Raw genomic sequence first — 14837 nt, forward strand, 5'->3', positions numbered from 1 at the left:
CACCGGCGATACGCTGACCGCATGACCGCTGCGCGCCGCCTCGTCCTCGCCTCCCAGTCCCCCGCCCGGCTGAACCTGCTGCGGCAGGCCGGTCTCACCCCCGAGGTGATCGTGAGCGGGGTGGACGAGGACGCCGTCACCGCCCCCACCCCCGCAGAACTGGCGCTCGCCCTGGCGGAGGCGAAGGCCTCCGTCGTCGCCGCGAAGCCCGACGTCAAGGGCGCCCTGGTGATCGGCTGCGACTCGGTGCTCGACCTGGACGGCGAGGCGCTGGGCAAGCCTGCGGACGCCGAGGAGGCCACCGCGCGCTGGAAGGCGATGCGCGGCCGGGCCGGCACGTTGCAGACCGGCCACTGCGTCTACGACACCGTCAGCGGGCGCTACACCTCCGCGACCGCGTCCACCGTGGTCCGCTTCGGCGACCCGACGGACGCGGAGATCGCGGCGTACGTCGCCTCGGGCGAACCCCTCTACGTGGCCGGGGCGTTCACCCTCGACGGCCGCTCGGCACCGTTCATCGAGGGCATCGACGGCGACCACGGCAACGTGATCGGGCTCAGCCTGCCCCTGCTGCGCCGGCTGCTGGCGCAGCTGGGCGTCGGCATCACGGAGTTGTGGGCGCCGCCGGAGGCGTGACGGGCGGCGGCGTGACCGGCGGGGCCGGGGAGCCGCCGTCGCCGCCCTTGGCGTCCTCGGGCGCCGGGGCGGCGGGCCGCGGCCGGGCGTCGTAGGTCATCAGCAGCAGCACGATCAGCGCGAGCACGACCACCATGAACACGAACTGCGGCACGCCCAGCAGTCCCCAGGCGAACGCGCCCAGCAGCCCGTGCACGACGGCGGCGCTGATCAACAGCACCCGCCCGAACCCGGCGGGGGCGCGGTCGCGCAGCGCCACCAGCAGGGCCACCACGCCGCACAGGACGAAGTAGAGGCCGAAGACGATCCCGCCCACCTTGGAGGACGTCGACATGACGTCCGGGTCCAGGCCGGCCAGGGACATGTCCTGCCGGTCCACCACGACGCCCATGAACCAGTTCAGCGCGGCGACGCCGAGCCCTTCCGCGAAGAGCACGACCGCCACGATCCACGCCACCGGTCTGCGAACCACCGGTCCCCACCCACTTTCGACCCCGACCCGAGCAAGGGTGCTGTTACCTCAAGTACGTTCGAGACATCCTGAACGCTACTAACGGGTAAACCCTGGGACAAGGGTTCTGCCAGGGGCAAAGAATCATTGGGCCATTCGTAGGGACTCGACAAAGAAACGGAGTGGGCCGCAGCACGCTCTCACAGAGACCTTGACCACATCAGAGGGCTAGGGTTTCCGGGAGGAGTGCTGCGTACGGCGGTACTGCAAGGGATTTCGGTGTCGAGTGAGCCTCGCATCACGCTCCGTGTGGGCAAGCTCACCTGTGGGCACGGGTCGATGAGTCGTGTCGGCAGTCCCTAAACTCGGCTTGTTTCAAGGAGGGAGCCTCAATCGTGCGCAAGGTGCTCATCGCCAACCGTGGCGAAATCGCTGTCCGCGTGGCCCGGGCATGCCGGGATGCCGGTATCGCGAGCGTGGCCGTATACGCCGACCCGGACCGGGACGCTCTGCATGTCCGCGCCGCGGATGAGGCGTTCGCCCTGGGCGGTGACACTCCCGGGACCAGCTATCTCGACATCGAGAAGGTGCTGAACGCGGCCCGGGAGTCGGGCGCGGACGCCGTCCATCCGGGTTACGGGTTCCTCTCGGAGAACGCCGAGTTCGCCCAGGCGGTCCTGGACGCGGGCCTCATCTGGATCGGCCCGCCGCCGCAGGCCATCCGCGACCTCGGTGACAAGGTCGCCGCCCGGCACATCGCCCAGCGCGCCGGCGCGCCTCTCGTGGCCGGCACGCCCGACCCGGTCTCCGGCGCCGACGAGGTCGTGGCCTTCGCCGAGGAGCACGGCCTGCCTATCGCGATCAAGGCCGCGTTCGGCGGTGGCGGCCGGGGTCTCAAGGTCGCCCGCACCCTCGAAGAGGTCCCCGAACTGTACGAGTCGGCGGTCCGCGAGGCGGTCGCCGCCTTCGGCCGGGGCGAGTGCTTCGTCGAGCGCTACCTGGACAAGCCGCGGCACGTGGAGACGCAGTGTCTCGCCGACAGCCACGGCAACGTGGTGGTCGTCTCCACCCGTGACTGCTCCCTGCAGCGCCGCCACCAGAAGCTGGTCGAGGAGGCCCCGGCGCCGTTCCTCTCCGAGGCGCAGACGGCCGAGTTGTACGCCTCCTCCAAGGCCATCCTGAAGGAGGCCGGCTACGTCGGCGCCGGCACCGTGGAGTTCCTCGTCGGCGTCGACGGCACGATCTCGTTCCTGGAGGTCAACACGCGACTCCAGGTCGAGCACCCGGTGACCGAGGAGGTCGCCGGCATCGACCTCGTCCGCGAGATGTTCCGCATCGCCGACGGTGAGGAGCTCGGCTACGGTGACCCGGAACTGCGCGGCCACTCCTTCGAGTTCCGCATCAACGGCGAGGACCCGGGGCGCAACTTCCTGCCGGCCCCCGGCACGGTCACCCTCTTCGCCCCGCCGTCGGGCCCGGGCGTCCGCCTGGACGCCGGCGTCGAGTCCGGCTCCGTGATCGGCCCGGCCTGGGACTCCCTCCTCGCCAAGTTGATCGTCACCGGCGCGACCCGCGAGCAGGCGCTGCAGCGGGCGGCCCGCGCCCTGGCCGAGTTCCAGGTCGAGGGCATGGCCACGGCGATCCCGTTCCATCGCGCGGTGGTCGCGGACCCGGCGTTCGCCCCCGAACTCACCGGCTCCGACGCCCCCTTCACGGTCCACACCCGCTGGATCGAGACCGAGTTCGTCAACGAGATCCCGGCCTTCTCCGCCTCGGCTGACACCGACGCCGAGGACGAGACGGACCGCGAGACGATCGTCGTCGAGGTCGGCGGCAAGCGCCTGGAGGTCTCCCTCCCGTCCTCGCTCGGCATGTCGCTGGCCCGCACGGGCCTCGCGGCGGGCGCCAAGCCGAAGCGCCGCGCGGCCAAGAAGTCCGGCCCCGTGGCCTCCGGCGACACCCTCGCCTCTCCGATGCAGGGCACGATCGTCAAGGTCGCGGTCGAGGAGGGCCAGGAGGTCAAGGAGGGCGACCTGGTCGTCGTCCTGGAGGCCATGAAGATGGAGCAGCCCCTGAACGCCCACCGCTCCGGCACCGTCAAGGGCCTCAGCGCGGAGGTCGGCGCGTCCATCACGTCGGGCGCGGCGATCTGCGAGATCAAGGACTGACCCCACCGTTCACCGTGGTGAGGCGCCCGCCACCCCGGGCGCCTCACCACGTCAAGCCCCCACTCCAGTCGCAACCCCACGCACGCTGGAAGACGCGGCCCACACCATCAGCCCGTCCGGCGCACTGGAACACGCGGCCCACACCATCAGCCCGTCCGGCGCACTGAAACACGCGGCCCACACCATCGGCCCGTCCGGCGCACTGGAACACGCGGCCCACACCATCAGCCCGTCCGGCGTTTGAGGACGAGGCCCGTTCAGGGCCGAACGGGGGCCTGGGGGCGGAGCCCCCAGCAGCGGACCCGCGACGTCACCGACGACGCAGATCCGCAACCCTGCCCCGCTCCGCGCCCGGAACCTGCTCGCCCAGAACGGATCCGGCGCGCAGACCCGGCGCGGCGCCGGGGACCTGGCCCCGCCGCGGCGCCGGCAGCGGTACGTCCCGGCGCTGTTGCTGGTGGCGCGCCGGGACCGCATCACCCCCCGGGCTTCCCGACGCCCCGGCCACGGCGATCTGCACCCCCTGGTCCGCCAGGGCCTGCAGTTCGGTGGCGGCGCGGTCGTCGTGCGCGGGCGGCTCGTCCGTCACCAGCCGCGTGACGAGGTCCGTGGGCACGGTCTGGAACATGGTGTCGGTGCCGAGCTTGGTGTGGTCGGCGAGGACGACGACCTCGGCGGCCGCCTGGACGAGCGCCCGGTCGACCGACGCCGACAGCATGTTGGACGTGGACAGCCCGCGCTCGGCGGTCAGCCCGCTCCCGGAGAGGAAGGCGCGGGAGACCCTGAGCCCCTGGAGGGACTGTTCGGCGCCGCTGCCCACCAGGGCGTAGTTGGAGCCGCGCAGGGTGCCACCCGTCATCACCACCTCGACCCGGTTGGCGTGGGCCAGGGCCTGTGCCACCAGAAGGGAGTTGGTGACCACGGTCAGTCCGGGCACCCGGGCGAGCCGGCGGGCCAGCTCCTGTGTCGTGGTGCCCGCCCCGACCACGATGGCCTCGCCCTCTTCGACGAAGTTGGCGGCGAGGTCCGCGATGGCGGTCTTTTCGGCGGTCGCGAGATGGGATTTCTGCGGAAAGCCGGACTCCCGCGTGAAACCGCCCGGCAATACCGCACCGCCGTGCCGGCGGTCGAGGAGTCCTTCTGCCTCCAGTGCGCGCACGTCCCGCCGCACGGTCACTTCGGAGGTCTGGACGACGCGGGCGAGTTCACGGAGCGACACGGCCCCGTTCGCTCGCACCATTTCGAGGATCAATTGACGACGTTCTGCAGCGAACACGAAACTGACAGTAACGCGGACGACCGTCTGCTTTCAGCTCTTTGCGCCGAATAGTAGAAGTTGTTCGCGCAGCGGCACTGCGGGTGGTATAGGGCTCCCTTTCGTCACCCATGCCTTCCGTGCCTCCGCCGGTGCCGCACCGGCCCGCCGGTCAACTTCCCCTGACCGGCGGGGAGTCCGGCGGACGGCCGGGGCGGTCGGAACGGCCGGTCAGCCCTCGCCCGACGCCTTCCGGGTGTGCAGCTGTCGCGCCACCTCCGCGATCGACCCCGAAAGGGACGGGTACACGGTGAACGCGTTCGCGATCTGTTCGACCGTCAGGTTGTTGTCGACGGCGATCGAGATGGGGTGGATCAGTTCCGAGGCGCGTGGGGCGACGACCACACCGCCGACGACGATGCCCGTGCCGGGCCGGCAGAAGATCTTGACGAAGCCGTCCCGGATGCCCTGCATCTTGGCGCGCGGGTTGCGCAGCAGCGGCAGCTTGACGACCCGGGCGTCGATCTTCCCGCCGTCCACGTCGGCCTGGCTGTACCCGACGGTGGCGATCTCGGGGTCGGTGAAGACGTTCGAGGAGACCGTCTTGAGGTTGAGCGGGGCCACCGCGTCGCCCAGGAAGTGGTACATGGCGATCCGGCCCTGCATGGCGGCGACGGAGGCGAGGGCGAAGATCCCCGTCACGTCGCCGGCCGCGTAGACGCCCGGGGCGGTGGTGCGGCTGACCTTGTCGGTCCAGATGTGCCCGGACTCGCGGACCCTGACGCCCGCCTCCTCGAGCCCCATCCCCTCGCTGTTGGGGATGGCGCCGACCGCCATGAGGCAGTGCGAGCCGGTGATCACCCGGCCGTCGGACAGGGTGACCTCGACCCGGTCGCCGACCCGCTTGGCGGACTCGGCGCGCGAGCGGGCCATGACGTTCATGCCGCGACGGCGGAAGACGTCCTCGAGGACGGCGGCCGCGTCCGGGTCCTCGCCGGGCAGCACGCGGTCACGGGAGGAGACCAGGGTGACCTTGGAGCCGAGGGCCTGGTAGGCGCCGGCGAACTCCGCGCCGGTGACGCCCGAGCCGACCACGATCAGCTCCTCGGGCAGCTCGGCGAGGTCGTAGACCTGGGTCCAGTTCAGGATGCGCTCGCCGTCGGGCTGCGCGTCCGGCAGCTCGCGCGGGTGGGCGCCGGTGGCGAGCAGCACGGCGTCGGCGGTGAGGGTCTCCTCCGTCCCGTCGGCGGCGCTGACCACTACCTTGCGCGAGCCGTCCAGGGCCTGCATGCCCTCCAGCCGGCCGCGGCCGCGCAGCACCCGCGCGCCGGCCCGGGTGACGGAGGCGGTGATGTCGTGCGACTGGGCGAGCGCGAGGCGCTTCACCCGCCGGTTCACCTTGCCGAGGTCGACCCCGACCACCCGGGCCGCCTGCTCCAGCGGCGGGGTGTCGTCGGCGACGATGATGCCGAGTTCCTCGTACGACGAGTCGAAGGTCGTCATGACCTCGGCCGTAGCGATAAGGGTCTTCGACGGCACGCAGTCGGTCAGCACCGACGCTCCGCCCAGACCGTCGCAGTCGACGACGGTCACCTCCGCGCCGAGCTGCGCGGCCACCAGGGCCGCCTCATAGCCGCCGGGTCCGCCACCGATGATCACGATCCGAGTCACATACTCCATTCTCCCGTACGGGACGCGCCGGCACCGCCCCGGGGGCCGCGGGAGCCGGGACTGTGACCAGAGTGACGCCTGCGCGCACTGCCGTACTCTCCTTGCATGTCGCTCTACGCCGCGTACGCCGGCAACCTCGACGCGCGGCTGATGTCCCGCCGCACCCCGCACTCACCGCTGCGCGCCACCGGCTGGCTGAACGGCTGGCGGCTGACGTTCGGCGGCGAGCAGCTCGGCTGGGAGGGCGCGCTGGCGACGGTCGTGGAGGAGCCCGGCGCGCAGGTGTTCGTCGCGCTGTACGACGTCGCCCCCATGGACGAGGAGTCGCTGGACCGCTGGGAGGGCGTGGGCCTCGGCATCTACCGGCGAGCCCGGGTACGGGTGCAGACGCTCCAGGGCGAGGAGTCCGCCTGGATGTACGTACTGAACGGCTACGAGGGCGGTCTGCCGTCGGCACGGTACCTGGGCGAGGTCGCGGACGCGGCGGAATCGGCAGGTGCGCCCCACGACTACGTGATGGAGCTCCGCAAGAGGCCCTGCTGAGCGCGGCCGCCTTCTACACTCGGAGCATCTGCGCGGCAACGGGAGATCGGCATGGGCCCCAGCACGTACGACGTCTACTACACGGTGCAGGCCGCCGAGGCCCGCGACCGGCTCGACGATCAGCAGCGCGCCGCGTTCGACAAGGGCATCGCCCTGCTGGCGCGCGATCCGTTCCTCTCGGTGTCGAGGCCCCTGGGGTCCACCGGAGACGACCGCACGATCCGCCTGACCCAGAACATCCTGGTCGAGTACACGGTCAGCCGTGGACGCCTACTGATCTTCATCGTCGAGGTCTTCAACGACAAGGACATCCTGATCACGGACGCCTGAGGGCGCCGCGGCCGCCCCTCGTCGGAAACGACAAGACAACGATCGCATTCCCGTGGGCTCTGTCATCTACGCGCGTAGGAACAAACCGGCTACGCTCTCCCGCGTGAACGCATCTCTTCTCCCGGACGACATCCAGGGCGACCCGCACGCCGCCGCCGACGCCGCCGCCGCGCGCCTGCGCGAACTGACCGGCGCCGAGACCCACGACGTCGCCCTCGTGATGGGCTCCGGCTGGGCGCCCGCCGTGGACGCCCTGGGCGCCGCCGACGCCGAGTTCCAGGTCACCGACCTTCCCGGGTTCCCGCCGCCCGCGGTGGAGGGGCACGGCGGCAAGGTCCGCTCGTACCGGATCGGCGAGAAGCGGGCGCTGGTGTTCCTCGGCCGCACCCACTACTACGAGGGCCGTGGCGTCGCCGCCGTCGCCCACGGCGTGCGCACCGCGGTGGCGTCCGGCTGCAAGACGATCGTGCTGACCAACGGCTGCGGCGGTCTGCGCGAGGGCATGCGTCCCGGTCAGCCGGTGCTGATCAGCGACCACCTCAACCTGACGGCGACCTCGCCGATCATCGGCGCGAACTTCGTCGACCTGACGGACCTCTACTCGCCGCGGCTGCGCGCCCTGTGCAAGGAGATCGACCCCACCCTCGAGGAGGGCGTCTACGCGCAGTTCCCGGGTCCGCACTACGAGACGCCGGCCGAGATCCGCATGGCGCGGACCATCGGTGCGGACCTGGTGGGCATGTCCACCGTGCTGGAGGCCATCGCGGCGCGCGAGGCGGGCGCCGAGGTGCTCGGCATCTCCCTGGTGACCAACCTCGCCGCAGGCATGACGGGCGAGCCGTTGAACCACGAGGAGGTCCTCCAGGCCGGCCGGGACAGCGCGACGCGCATGGGGTCGTTGCTGGCCCGGGTGCTCGGCCGGCTCTGAGCGCTCCGCCGGGGGCGGCCGTCCCCGGTCCCCAAGGCTCAGGACGGGCCTCGTTCTCGCACTTCCCCGGAGGGGAACCCCAGTCGGGCCGGCCGGATCCGGCCCGCGCTGGTAGACAAGCCGCGTCCACACACAACCGGAGGGTGACCCCCGTGCACGACGATCTCCTCGCCCGCGCCCAGGCCTGGCTCGCGGAGGATCCCGACCCCGAGACCCGCGCCGAGCTGGCCAAGCTCATCGAGGCCGGGGACGTCACCGAGCTCGCCGACCGCTTCGCCGGCACCCTCCGGTTCGGGACCGCCGGCCTGCGCGGCGAGCTGGGCGCCGGGCCCATGCGGATGAACCGGTCCCTGGTGATCCGCGCAGCGGCCGGTCTCGCCGCCTACCTCACGAAGAACGGCCAGGCCGGCGGCACCGTCGTCATCGGCTACGACGCCCGCCACAAGTCCGCCGACTTCGCCCGCGACACCGCGGCCGTGATGACCGGCGCGGGATTCCGGGCGGCCGTGCTCCCCCGTCCCCTGCCCACACCCGTCCTCGCCTTCGCCATAAGGCGCCTGGGCGCGGTCGCCGGGGTCGAGGTCACCGCCAGCCACAACCCGCCCCGCGACAACGGCTACAAGGTGTACCTGGGCGACGGCTCGCAGATCGTGCCGCCCGCCGACGCGGGGATCGCGGCGGAGATCGACGCGATCGTCTCGCTGGACGACGTCCCCCGTCCGGAGGACGGCTGGCAGACGCTCGACGACGCCGTCCTCGACGCCTATCTGGCCCGCACGGACGCCGTCCTCGCCCAGGGCTCCCCGCGCACGGCCCGCACCGTCTACACGGCGATGCACGGCGTGGGCAAGGACGTCCTGCTCGCCGCCTTCGCCCGCGCGGGCTTCCCGGAGCCGGTCCTCGTCGCCGAGCAGGCCGAGCCCGACCCGGACTTCCCGACCGTCGCCTTCCCCAACCCGGAAGAGCCCGGCGCGATGGACCTCGCCTTCGCCGCCGCCCGCGCGACGGCCCCGGACCTGATCATCGCCAACGACCCGGACGCCGACCGCTGCGCGGTGGCCGTCCCGCACGACGGCGACTGGCGCATGCTGCGCGGCGACGAGGTCGGCTCACTGCTCGGCGCGCATCTCGTCCGGCGCGGCGCGCGGGGCACGTTCGCCGAGTCGATCGTCTCCTCCTCCCTCCTCGGCCGCATCGCCGAGAAGGCGGGCCTGCCCTACGAGGAGACCCTCACCGGCTTCAAGTGGATCGCCCGCGTGGACGGCCTGCGCTACGGCTACGAGGAGGCCCTCGGCTACTGCGTCGACCCTGAGGGCGTCCGGGACAAGGACGGCATCACCGCCGCCCTGCTCGTCACGGAACTGGCCTCGGAGCTCAAGGAGCAGGGCCGCAGCCTCCTGGACCTGCTGGACGACCTCGCCGTGGAGCACGGTCTGCACGCCACCGACCAGCTCTCGGTCCGGGTGCAGGACCTCGCCGTCATCGCCCGCGCGATGGACCGGCTGCGCGCGCAGCCCCCGGCCTCCCTCGCGGGCCTGGCCGTGACCGCGGCCGAGGACCTCACCCGGGGCACGGACCGGCTGCCCCCCACCGACGGCCTGCGCTACACGCTCGACGGCGCCAGGATCGTCGTCCGGCCCAGCGGCACCGAGCCGAAGCTGAAGTGCTATCTGGAAGTCGTCGTCCCGGTCGCCGCCCACGCCGACCTGCCGGCCGCCCGCACCAGGGCGACCGCACTCCTGACGGACCTCAAGCGGGACCTGTCGGCGGCAGCGGGCATCTGACCGCCCGGGCGCGGCGGGCGGACGACGGAGAGCGGCGGGCGGCGGGCGGCGCGGACCGGACGGCGGGCGGCGCACCGCCGACGTCCCCTTGGGGAGGCACCGCCGACGCCCGCCCGGCAGGCCTCACCGCAGCGGCCCGGAGGCCCGGCACCCACACCGGCCCCGGCCCCGGCCTCGGCCTTCCGGCGCTGTTCGGACCCGGGCGCAGACGCGGCCCTCGGTCGTGGCCACCGCCCGACCTGCCGCACGTCGCGTTCGCGGGCCGCCGGCCGGACCTCAGCCCACGGCCAGCAGGATCCCCAGCACCACGGCCCCCGCCGCGGCCGGGCCCAGGATCTCCCAGGCCCACCGCACGGACACCTCGCCCTGCGCGCTCTCCTCCTGCTGCCGCGCCTCCCACACCTCGCGCAGCTCGTCCACGTCCCGGTCGCCGCGGGCCCGCTGAGGACCGTCCGCGGCCGTCGCGCCGGCCCCGCCGAGGCGGCTGCTCTTCCCCCGGGCGGCCCGCTTGCGCGCCCGCAGCGAGACGGGAATGGACCACAGCTGGAACTTCTTCCCCGACACGGCGATCGCCTCGTTGGAGTAGCCGGACCGCAGTGTGGCGACCTGGCCCCAGGGCAGCACGATCAACCGGAACGGGTTGCGCACCCGCAGCCGGTCCGGGCCCGCGTACACGGCGGGCCGCAGCGTGAAGGCGATGATCAGCGGCACGACGAGGATCAGCGTCGCGAGCGCCAGCCAGGGCGTGCGCCCCTCACCCGAGACGATCGCGTCGACGCCGAGCCAGGCGGCCAGCCCGAGCAGCGCCGCACCACTGGCGACGCCCGCGGACGACCGGTAGACCCGGTCCTTCGTCACGGGTTCCGGTGGCTCCTGGTACCCCGGAGCCGCCGGAGAACCCGGGTCCGCCGGGGAGTCCGCGCCGGCCTGGGAACCCGAAGCGGACAGGGAACCCGGGTCGGCCCGAGAACCAGGGTCCGCCGGGGAGCCCGGGGATCCGGAGAGCCCGGGAGTCCCCGCGGGCCCCGTGGTGCCCGCGGGCCGTTCGGGCTCCGGGGCGCCCGCGGGTTTCGCGGGCCGTGGCTCTGGTGACTGGTCTTCCGGGCTCGTCATGGCCCCGATTGTGCCCGAAGCCCGCGATCCGCTCATACGCGGTGCCCCGGCGTGCGACGAGCGCCCGAACGACTTCCGGGGGTGTACACCCGCTACGCGCGTAGATATGCTCGTCTGGTGACCATGCCCACCAATGCACCCACCGCAGCCCCGGCGCTCACCGACGTGACCGCGTCCGACGCCGCGTTGCGCCGCTTCCTCCACGGGCTGCCCGGCGTCGACGCGGTCGGCCTGGAGGCGCGCGCCGCCACGCTCGGCACCCGTTCCATCAAGACGACCGCCAAGGCGTACGCCATCGACCTCGCCATCTCGATGGTCGACCTGACGACGCTGGAAGGCGCGGACACCCCGGGCAAGGTCCGGGCGCTCGGCGCGAAGGCGGTCCGTCCCGACCCGACCGACCGGACGGCCCCCGCCACGGCCGCGGTCTGCGTCTATCCCGACATGGTGGCCGTCGCCAAGGAGGCCGTCGCGGGCTCCGACGTGAAGGTCGCCTCGGTCGCCACCGCCTTCCCGGCCGGCCGCGCCGCCCTGGACGTGAAGCTGGCCGACGTCCGTGACGCGGTCGCCGCCGGCGCCGACGAGGTCGACATGGTCATCGACCGCGGGGCGTTCCTGGCCGGCCGGTACATGAAGGTGTACGACGAGATCGTCGCCGTCCGCGAGACCTGCGGCACGGCCGCCCGTCTCAAGGTCATCTTCGAGACCGGCGAGCTGTCGACGTACGACAACATCCGGCGGGCTAGCTGGCTCGGCATGCTGGCCGGGGCGGACTTCATCAAGACGTCCACCGGCAAGGTCGCCGTCAACGCCACCCCCGCCAACACCCTGCTCATGCTGGAAGCCGTCCGCGACTTCCGCGCCCAGACCGGCGTCCAGGTCGGTGTGAAGCCCGCCGGCGGCATCCGCACCAGCAAGGACGCGATCAAGTTCCTGGTCCTGGTCAACGAGACCGCGGGCGAGGACTGGCTGGACAACCACTGGTTCCGCTTCGGCGCCTCCTCGCTCCTGAACGATCTGCTGATGCAGCGTCAGAAGCTGGCCACCGGCCGCTACTCCGGCCCCGACTACGTGACGGTGGACTGATCACCATGGCTTCCGCATTCGAGTACGCACCGGCGCCCGAGTCCCGCTCGGTCGTCGACATCGCCCCCTCCTACGGCCTGTTCATCGACGGCGAGTTCACCGAGGCCGCCGACGGCAGGGTCTTCAAGACCGTTTCGCCGTCCACCGAGGAGGTCCTCTCCGAGATCGCCCAGGCAGGCGAGGCGGACGTGGACCGTGCCGTGAAGGCCGCCCGCAGGGCCTTCGGCACCTGGTCCGCGCTCCCCGGCGCCGAGCGGGCGAAGTACCTGTTCCGCATCGCCCGGATCATCCAGGAGCGCAGCCGCGAGTTGGCCGTCCTGGAGACGCTGGACAACGGCAAGCCGATCCGGGAGACGCGCGACGCCGACCTGCCGCTGGTCGCCGCGCACTTCTTCTACTACGCGGGCTGGGCGGACAAGCTCGACCACGCCGGGTTCGGGTCCGCGCCGAAGCCGCTGGGCGTGGCCGGACAGGTCATCCCCTGGAACTTCCCCCTGCTGATGCTGGCATGGAAGATCGCCCCGGCGCTCGCCACCGGCAACACGGTCGTCCTGAAGCCGGCCGAGACCACACCGCTGTCCGCCCTGTTCTTCGCGGACGTCTGCCGTCAGGCCGGTCTGCCCAGGGGCGTCGTCAACATCCTGCCCGGGTACGGCGACACGGGGGCGGCGCTCGTCGCCCACCCCGACGTGAACAAAGTGGCCTTCACCGGTTCCACGGCCGTCGGCAAGGCGATCGCGAAGACCGTCGCGGGCACCCGTAAGAAGCTCACGCTGGAGCTGGGCGGCAAGGGCGCCAACATCGTCTTCGACGACGCGCCGATCGACCAGGCCGTCGAGGGCATCGTCAACGGCATCTTCTTCAACCAGGGCCAGGTCTGCTGCGCGGGCTCCCGTCTCCTCGTCCAGGAGTCGATCCAGGAGGAGCTGCTCGATTCCCTCAAGCGCCGGCTGTCGACGCTGCGCCTCGGCGATCCGCTGGACAAGAACACGGACATCGGCGCGATCAACTCCGAGGAGCAGCTGACCCGCATCACCTCGCTCGTCGAGCAGGGCGAGGCGGAGGGCGCGGAGCGCTGGTCCCCGGCCTGTGAGCTGCCGGACGCGGGTTACTGGTTCGCTCCGACGCTCTTCACGAACGTCACCCAGGCCCACACCGTGGCCCGGGACGAGATCTTCGGCCCGGTCCTGTCGGTCCTCACCTTCCGCACTCCGGACGAGGCCGTCGCCAAGGCCAACAACACGCCGTACGGCCTGTCGGCGGGCGTCTGGACGGAGAAGGGCTCCCGCATCCTCGCGGTGGCGAACAAGCTCCGGGCCGGCGTCGTCTGGTCCAACACGTTCAACAAGTTCGACCCGACCTCGCCGTTCGGCGGGTACAAGGAGTCGGGCTTCGGCCGCGAGGGCGGCCGCCACGGCCTGGAGGCGTACCTCGATGTCTGACAAGTCCGAGAAGACCGAGCAGCCGCGTCTGAGCGTCTTCAAGACCTACAAGCTGTACGTCGGCGGGAAGTTCCCGCGTTCGGAGAGCGGCCGGGTGTACGAGGTGACCGACGCACAGGGCAGGTGGCTGGCCAACGCGCCGCAGTCGTCCCGCAAGGACGCGCGTGACGCGGTGGTCGCCGCGCGCAAGGCGTTCGGCGGCTGGGCCGGGGCCACGGCGTACAACCGCGGCCAGATCCTCTACCGCGTCGCGGAGATGCTGGAGGGGCGCCGGGGGCAGTTCGCCCGCGAGGTCGCCGACGCCGAGGGCCTGTCGAAGTCCCGGGCGGCCGCGGCGGTGGACGCGACGATCGACCGCTGGGTCTGGTACGCGGGCTGGACCGACAAGATCGCCCAGGTGGTGGGCGGCGGGAACCCGGTCGCGGGTCCGTACTTCAACCTCTCCTCGCCGGAACCGACGGGCGTCGTGACCGTCCTGGCACCGCAGGACTCGTCCTTCCTGGGCCTGGTCTCGGTCGTCGCCCCGGTGATCGCCACCGGCAACACGGCCGTGGTGATCGCGAGCGAGCGGTCGCCGCTGCCGGCGCTGTCGCTCGGCGAGGTGCTCGCCACCTCCGACCTGCCCGGCGGCGTCGTCAACGTCCTCTCCGGCCGCACGGCGGAGATCGCGGCGCCCCTGGCGTCCCACCAGGACGTCAACGCGATCGACCTGGCGGGTGCCGACGAGGCGCTGGCGAAGGAGCTGGAGATCGCCGCGGCCGACAACCTCAAGCGCGTTCTTCGTCCACAGCCTGTGGACGACTGGGCGGCGACTCCCGGCATCGACCGCATGACGGCCTTCCTGGAGACCAAGACCGTCTGGCACCCGACGGGTTCGCTGGGCGCGTCCGGCTCGTCGTACTGACGGCCCGGGGGCGTCGCGCCGACGCCCCCACGAGCGGGGCCGCGCCTCCTCTCCGTCCACAGGAGACGCGGCCCCTTCTGTTGCCGCCGGGGGTGCTCAGCCGCCCAGCACCTTCGTCGCCTCGCCCAGCACGGGGACCGACCCGACCGACTGCGCCTGGGCGACCGGGGCGGTCACCATCCGGGACGTCAGGGGCTGGAAGTCGGCGAGCTGGGTCCCCACGCCGTTGTCCAGGGGGTCGACGCCGGTGCCCGCGAGGGGGTTGGGCTTGAGGCCGGAGACGGCGCCGGTGACGTACGGCAGAGCGCCCAGCGCCCCCTGCACGCCCACCTGCTCGTCGATGGAACCGACCGAGGTGGGCCGGCTGTGCGCCACGTCGGGGACCGGTTCGCCGGTCGCCGCCGAGGCGGCCGAGGCGCCCGCGCCCAGCGCCACTCCGGCGGTCGCGAGGGCGGCGAGTGCGCGCCGGCCGGTGGAGCTGCGGGAGAAGTCGTGTCGGGCCATCGTCGATGCCGCCTTCTGATGC

14 protein-coding genes are annotated in these 14837 nt (G+C 72.3%); 9 read left to right on the forward strand and 5 right to left on the reverse strand.

All coding sequences use genetic code 11. From position 1 onward, the window contains the following. Positions 1-21 precede the first annotated feature (21 nt). A complete protein-coding gene (locus C6376_RS04645) occupies positions 22-636 on the forward strand; it encodes a nucleoside triphosphate pyrophosphatase (protein WP_107442228.1) in 615 nt (204 codons plus the stop codon). On the opposite strand, the gene C6376_RS04650 is transcribed toward C6376_RS04645, so the two are convergent. Further along, positions 605-1108 carry a hypothetical protein gene (locus C6376_RS04650; RefSeq protein WP_107442229.1) on the reverse strand — a complete coding sequence of 168 codons (504 nt, stop codon included), beginning with the start codon at positions 1106-1108 and terminating at the stop codon, positions 605-607. The two genes, C6376_RS04645 and C6376_RS04650, sit on opposite strands and share 32 nt — an antisense overlap. Before the next feature lie 374 nt (positions 1109-1482). Here C6376_RS04650 and C6376_RS04655 point away from each other — a divergent pair, with 374 nt between their 5' ends. Beyond that, positions 1483-3255 (forward strand): biotin carboxylase N-terminal domain-containing protein, encoded by a 1773-nt coding sequence (locus tag C6376_RS04655; protein ID WP_107442230.1) that lies wholly within the window; start codon positions 1483-1485, stop codon positions 3253-3255. Positions 3256-3565: 310 nt separating this feature from the next. Here the strand turns inward: C6376_RS04655 and C6376_RS04660 are convergent, their stop codons facing one another. Then, positions 3566-4531, reverse strand: a complete 966-nt coding sequence (locus C6376_RS04660; RefSeq protein WP_107442231.1) for a DeoR/GlpR family DNA-binding transcription regulator — start codon at positions 4529-4531, stop codon at positions 3566-3568. A 210-nt stretch (positions 4532-4741) separates the two neighbouring features. Then, complete coding sequence (locus tag C6376_RS04665; protein WP_107442232.1) at positions 4742-6190, reverse strand: NAD(P)H-quinone dehydrogenase; 1449 nt, start codon at positions 6188-6190, stop codon at positions 4742-4744. Positions 6191-6286: 96 nt separating this feature from the next. Here C6376_RS04665 and C6376_RS04670 point away from each other — a divergent pair, with 96 nt between their 5' ends. The 4 genes from C6376_RS04670 (at position 6287) to C6376_RS04685 (ending at position 9766) form a co-directional block, all read left to right on the forward strand. Next, complete coding sequence (locus tag C6376_RS04670) at positions 6287-6724, forward strand: gamma-glutamylcyclotransferase (protein WP_107442233.1); 438 nt, start codon at positions 6287-6289, stop codon at positions 6722-6724. 51 nt (positions 6725-6775) lie between these two features. Continuing rightward, positions 6776-7054, forward strand: a complete 279-nt coding sequence (locus C6376_RS04675) for a type II toxin-antitoxin system RelE/ParE family toxin (protein WP_107442234.1) — start codon at positions 6776-6778, stop codon at positions 7052-7054. Between the two features lie 103 nt (positions 7055-7157). After that, complete coding sequence (locus tag C6376_RS04680) at positions 7158-7982, forward strand: purine-nucleoside phosphorylase (RefSeq protein WP_107442235.1); 825 nt, start codon at positions 7158-7160, stop codon at positions 7980-7982. Positions 7983-8134: 152 nt separating this feature from the next. Then, a complete protein-coding gene (locus tag C6376_RS04685) occupies positions 8135-9766 on the forward strand; it encodes a phospho-sugar mutase (protein WP_107442236.1) in 1632 nt (543 codons plus the stop codon). Positions 9767-10042: 276 nt separating this feature from the next. On the opposite strand, the gene C6376_RS04690 is transcribed toward C6376_RS04685, so the two are convergent. Continuing rightward, positions 10043-10624: a PH domain-containing protein gene (locus tag C6376_RS04690; protein WP_254075838.1), complete on the reverse strand. Its 582-nt coding sequence runs from the start codon at positions 10622-10624 to the stop codon at positions 10043-10045. 378 nt (positions 10625-11002) lie between these two features. On the opposite strand from C6376_RS04690, the gene deoC reads away from it, so the two are divergent. The 3 genes from deoC to C6376_RS04705 are packed head-to-tail and all read left to right on the forward strand — an operon-like array spanning position 11003 to position 14311. Continuing rightward, positions 11003-11965: a deoxyribose-phosphate aldolase gene (gene deoC / locus C6376_RS04695; RefSeq protein WP_107448775.1), complete on the forward strand. Its 963-nt coding sequence runs from the start codon at positions 11003-11005 to the stop codon at positions 11963-11965. Between the two features lie 5 nt (positions 11966-11970). After that, complete coding sequence (locus tag C6376_RS04700; protein WP_107442238.1) at positions 11971-13407, forward strand: aldehyde dehydrogenase family protein; 1437 nt, start codon at positions 11971-11973, stop codon at positions 13405-13407. Further along, positions 13400-14311, forward strand: coding sequence for an aldehyde dehydrogenase family protein (locus C6376_RS04705; RefSeq protein ID WP_107442239.1), 912 nt, complete (start codon positions 13400-13402; stop codon positions 14309-14311). The genes C6376_RS04700 and C6376_RS04705 overlap by 8 nt, the downstream gene beginning before the upstream one ends. Positions 14312-14407: 96 nt before the next feature. On the opposite strand, the gene C6376_RS04710 is transcribed toward C6376_RS04705, so the two are convergent. Beyond that, positions 14408-14815, reverse strand: a complete 408-nt coding sequence (locus C6376_RS04710) for a hypothetical protein (protein ID WP_107442240.1) — start codon at positions 14813-14815, stop codon at positions 14408-14410. Positions 14816-14837: the final 22 nt, after the last annotated feature.

It is taken from the genome of Streptomyces sp. P3, assembly GCF_003032475.1.
Lineage (GTDB): Bacteria > Actinomycetota > Actinomycetes > Streptomycetales > Streptomycetaceae > Streptomyces.

Bases quoted from the DNA above. Each gene is read 5' to 3' on its own strand.
- C6376_RS04645 (WP_107442228.1), top strand. From the start codon at position 22: ATGACCGCTGCGCGCCGCCTCGTCCTCGCCTCCCAGTCCCCCGCCCGG.
- C6376_RS04665 (WP_107442232.1), bottom strand. From the start codon at position 6,190: ATGGAGTATGTGACTCGGATCGTGATCATCGGTGGCGGACCCGGCGGC.
- C6376_RS04670 (WP_107442233.1), top strand. From the start codon at position 6,287: ATGTCGCTCTACGCCGCGTACGCCGGCAACCTCGACGCGCGGCTGATG.
- C6376_RS04675 (WP_107442234.1), top strand. From the start codon at position 6,776: ATGGGCCCCAGCACGTACGACGTCTACTACACGGTGCAGGCCGCCGAG.
- deoC (WP_107448775.1), top strand. From the start codon at position 11,003: ATGCCCACCAATGCACCCACCGCAGCCCCGGCGCTCACCGACGTGACC.
- C6376_RS04700 (WP_107442238.1), top strand. From the start codon at position 11,971: ATGGCTTCCGCATTCGAGTACGCACCGGCGCCCGAGTCCCGCTCGGTC.
- C6376_RS04705 (WP_107442239.1), top strand. From the start codon at position 13,400: ATGTCTGACAAGTCCGAGAAGACCGAGCAGCCGCGTCTGAGCGTCTTC.
- C6376_RS04710 (WP_107442240.1), bottom strand. From the start codon at position 14,815: ATGGCCCGACACGACTTCTCCCGCAGCTCCACCGGCCGGCGCGCACTC.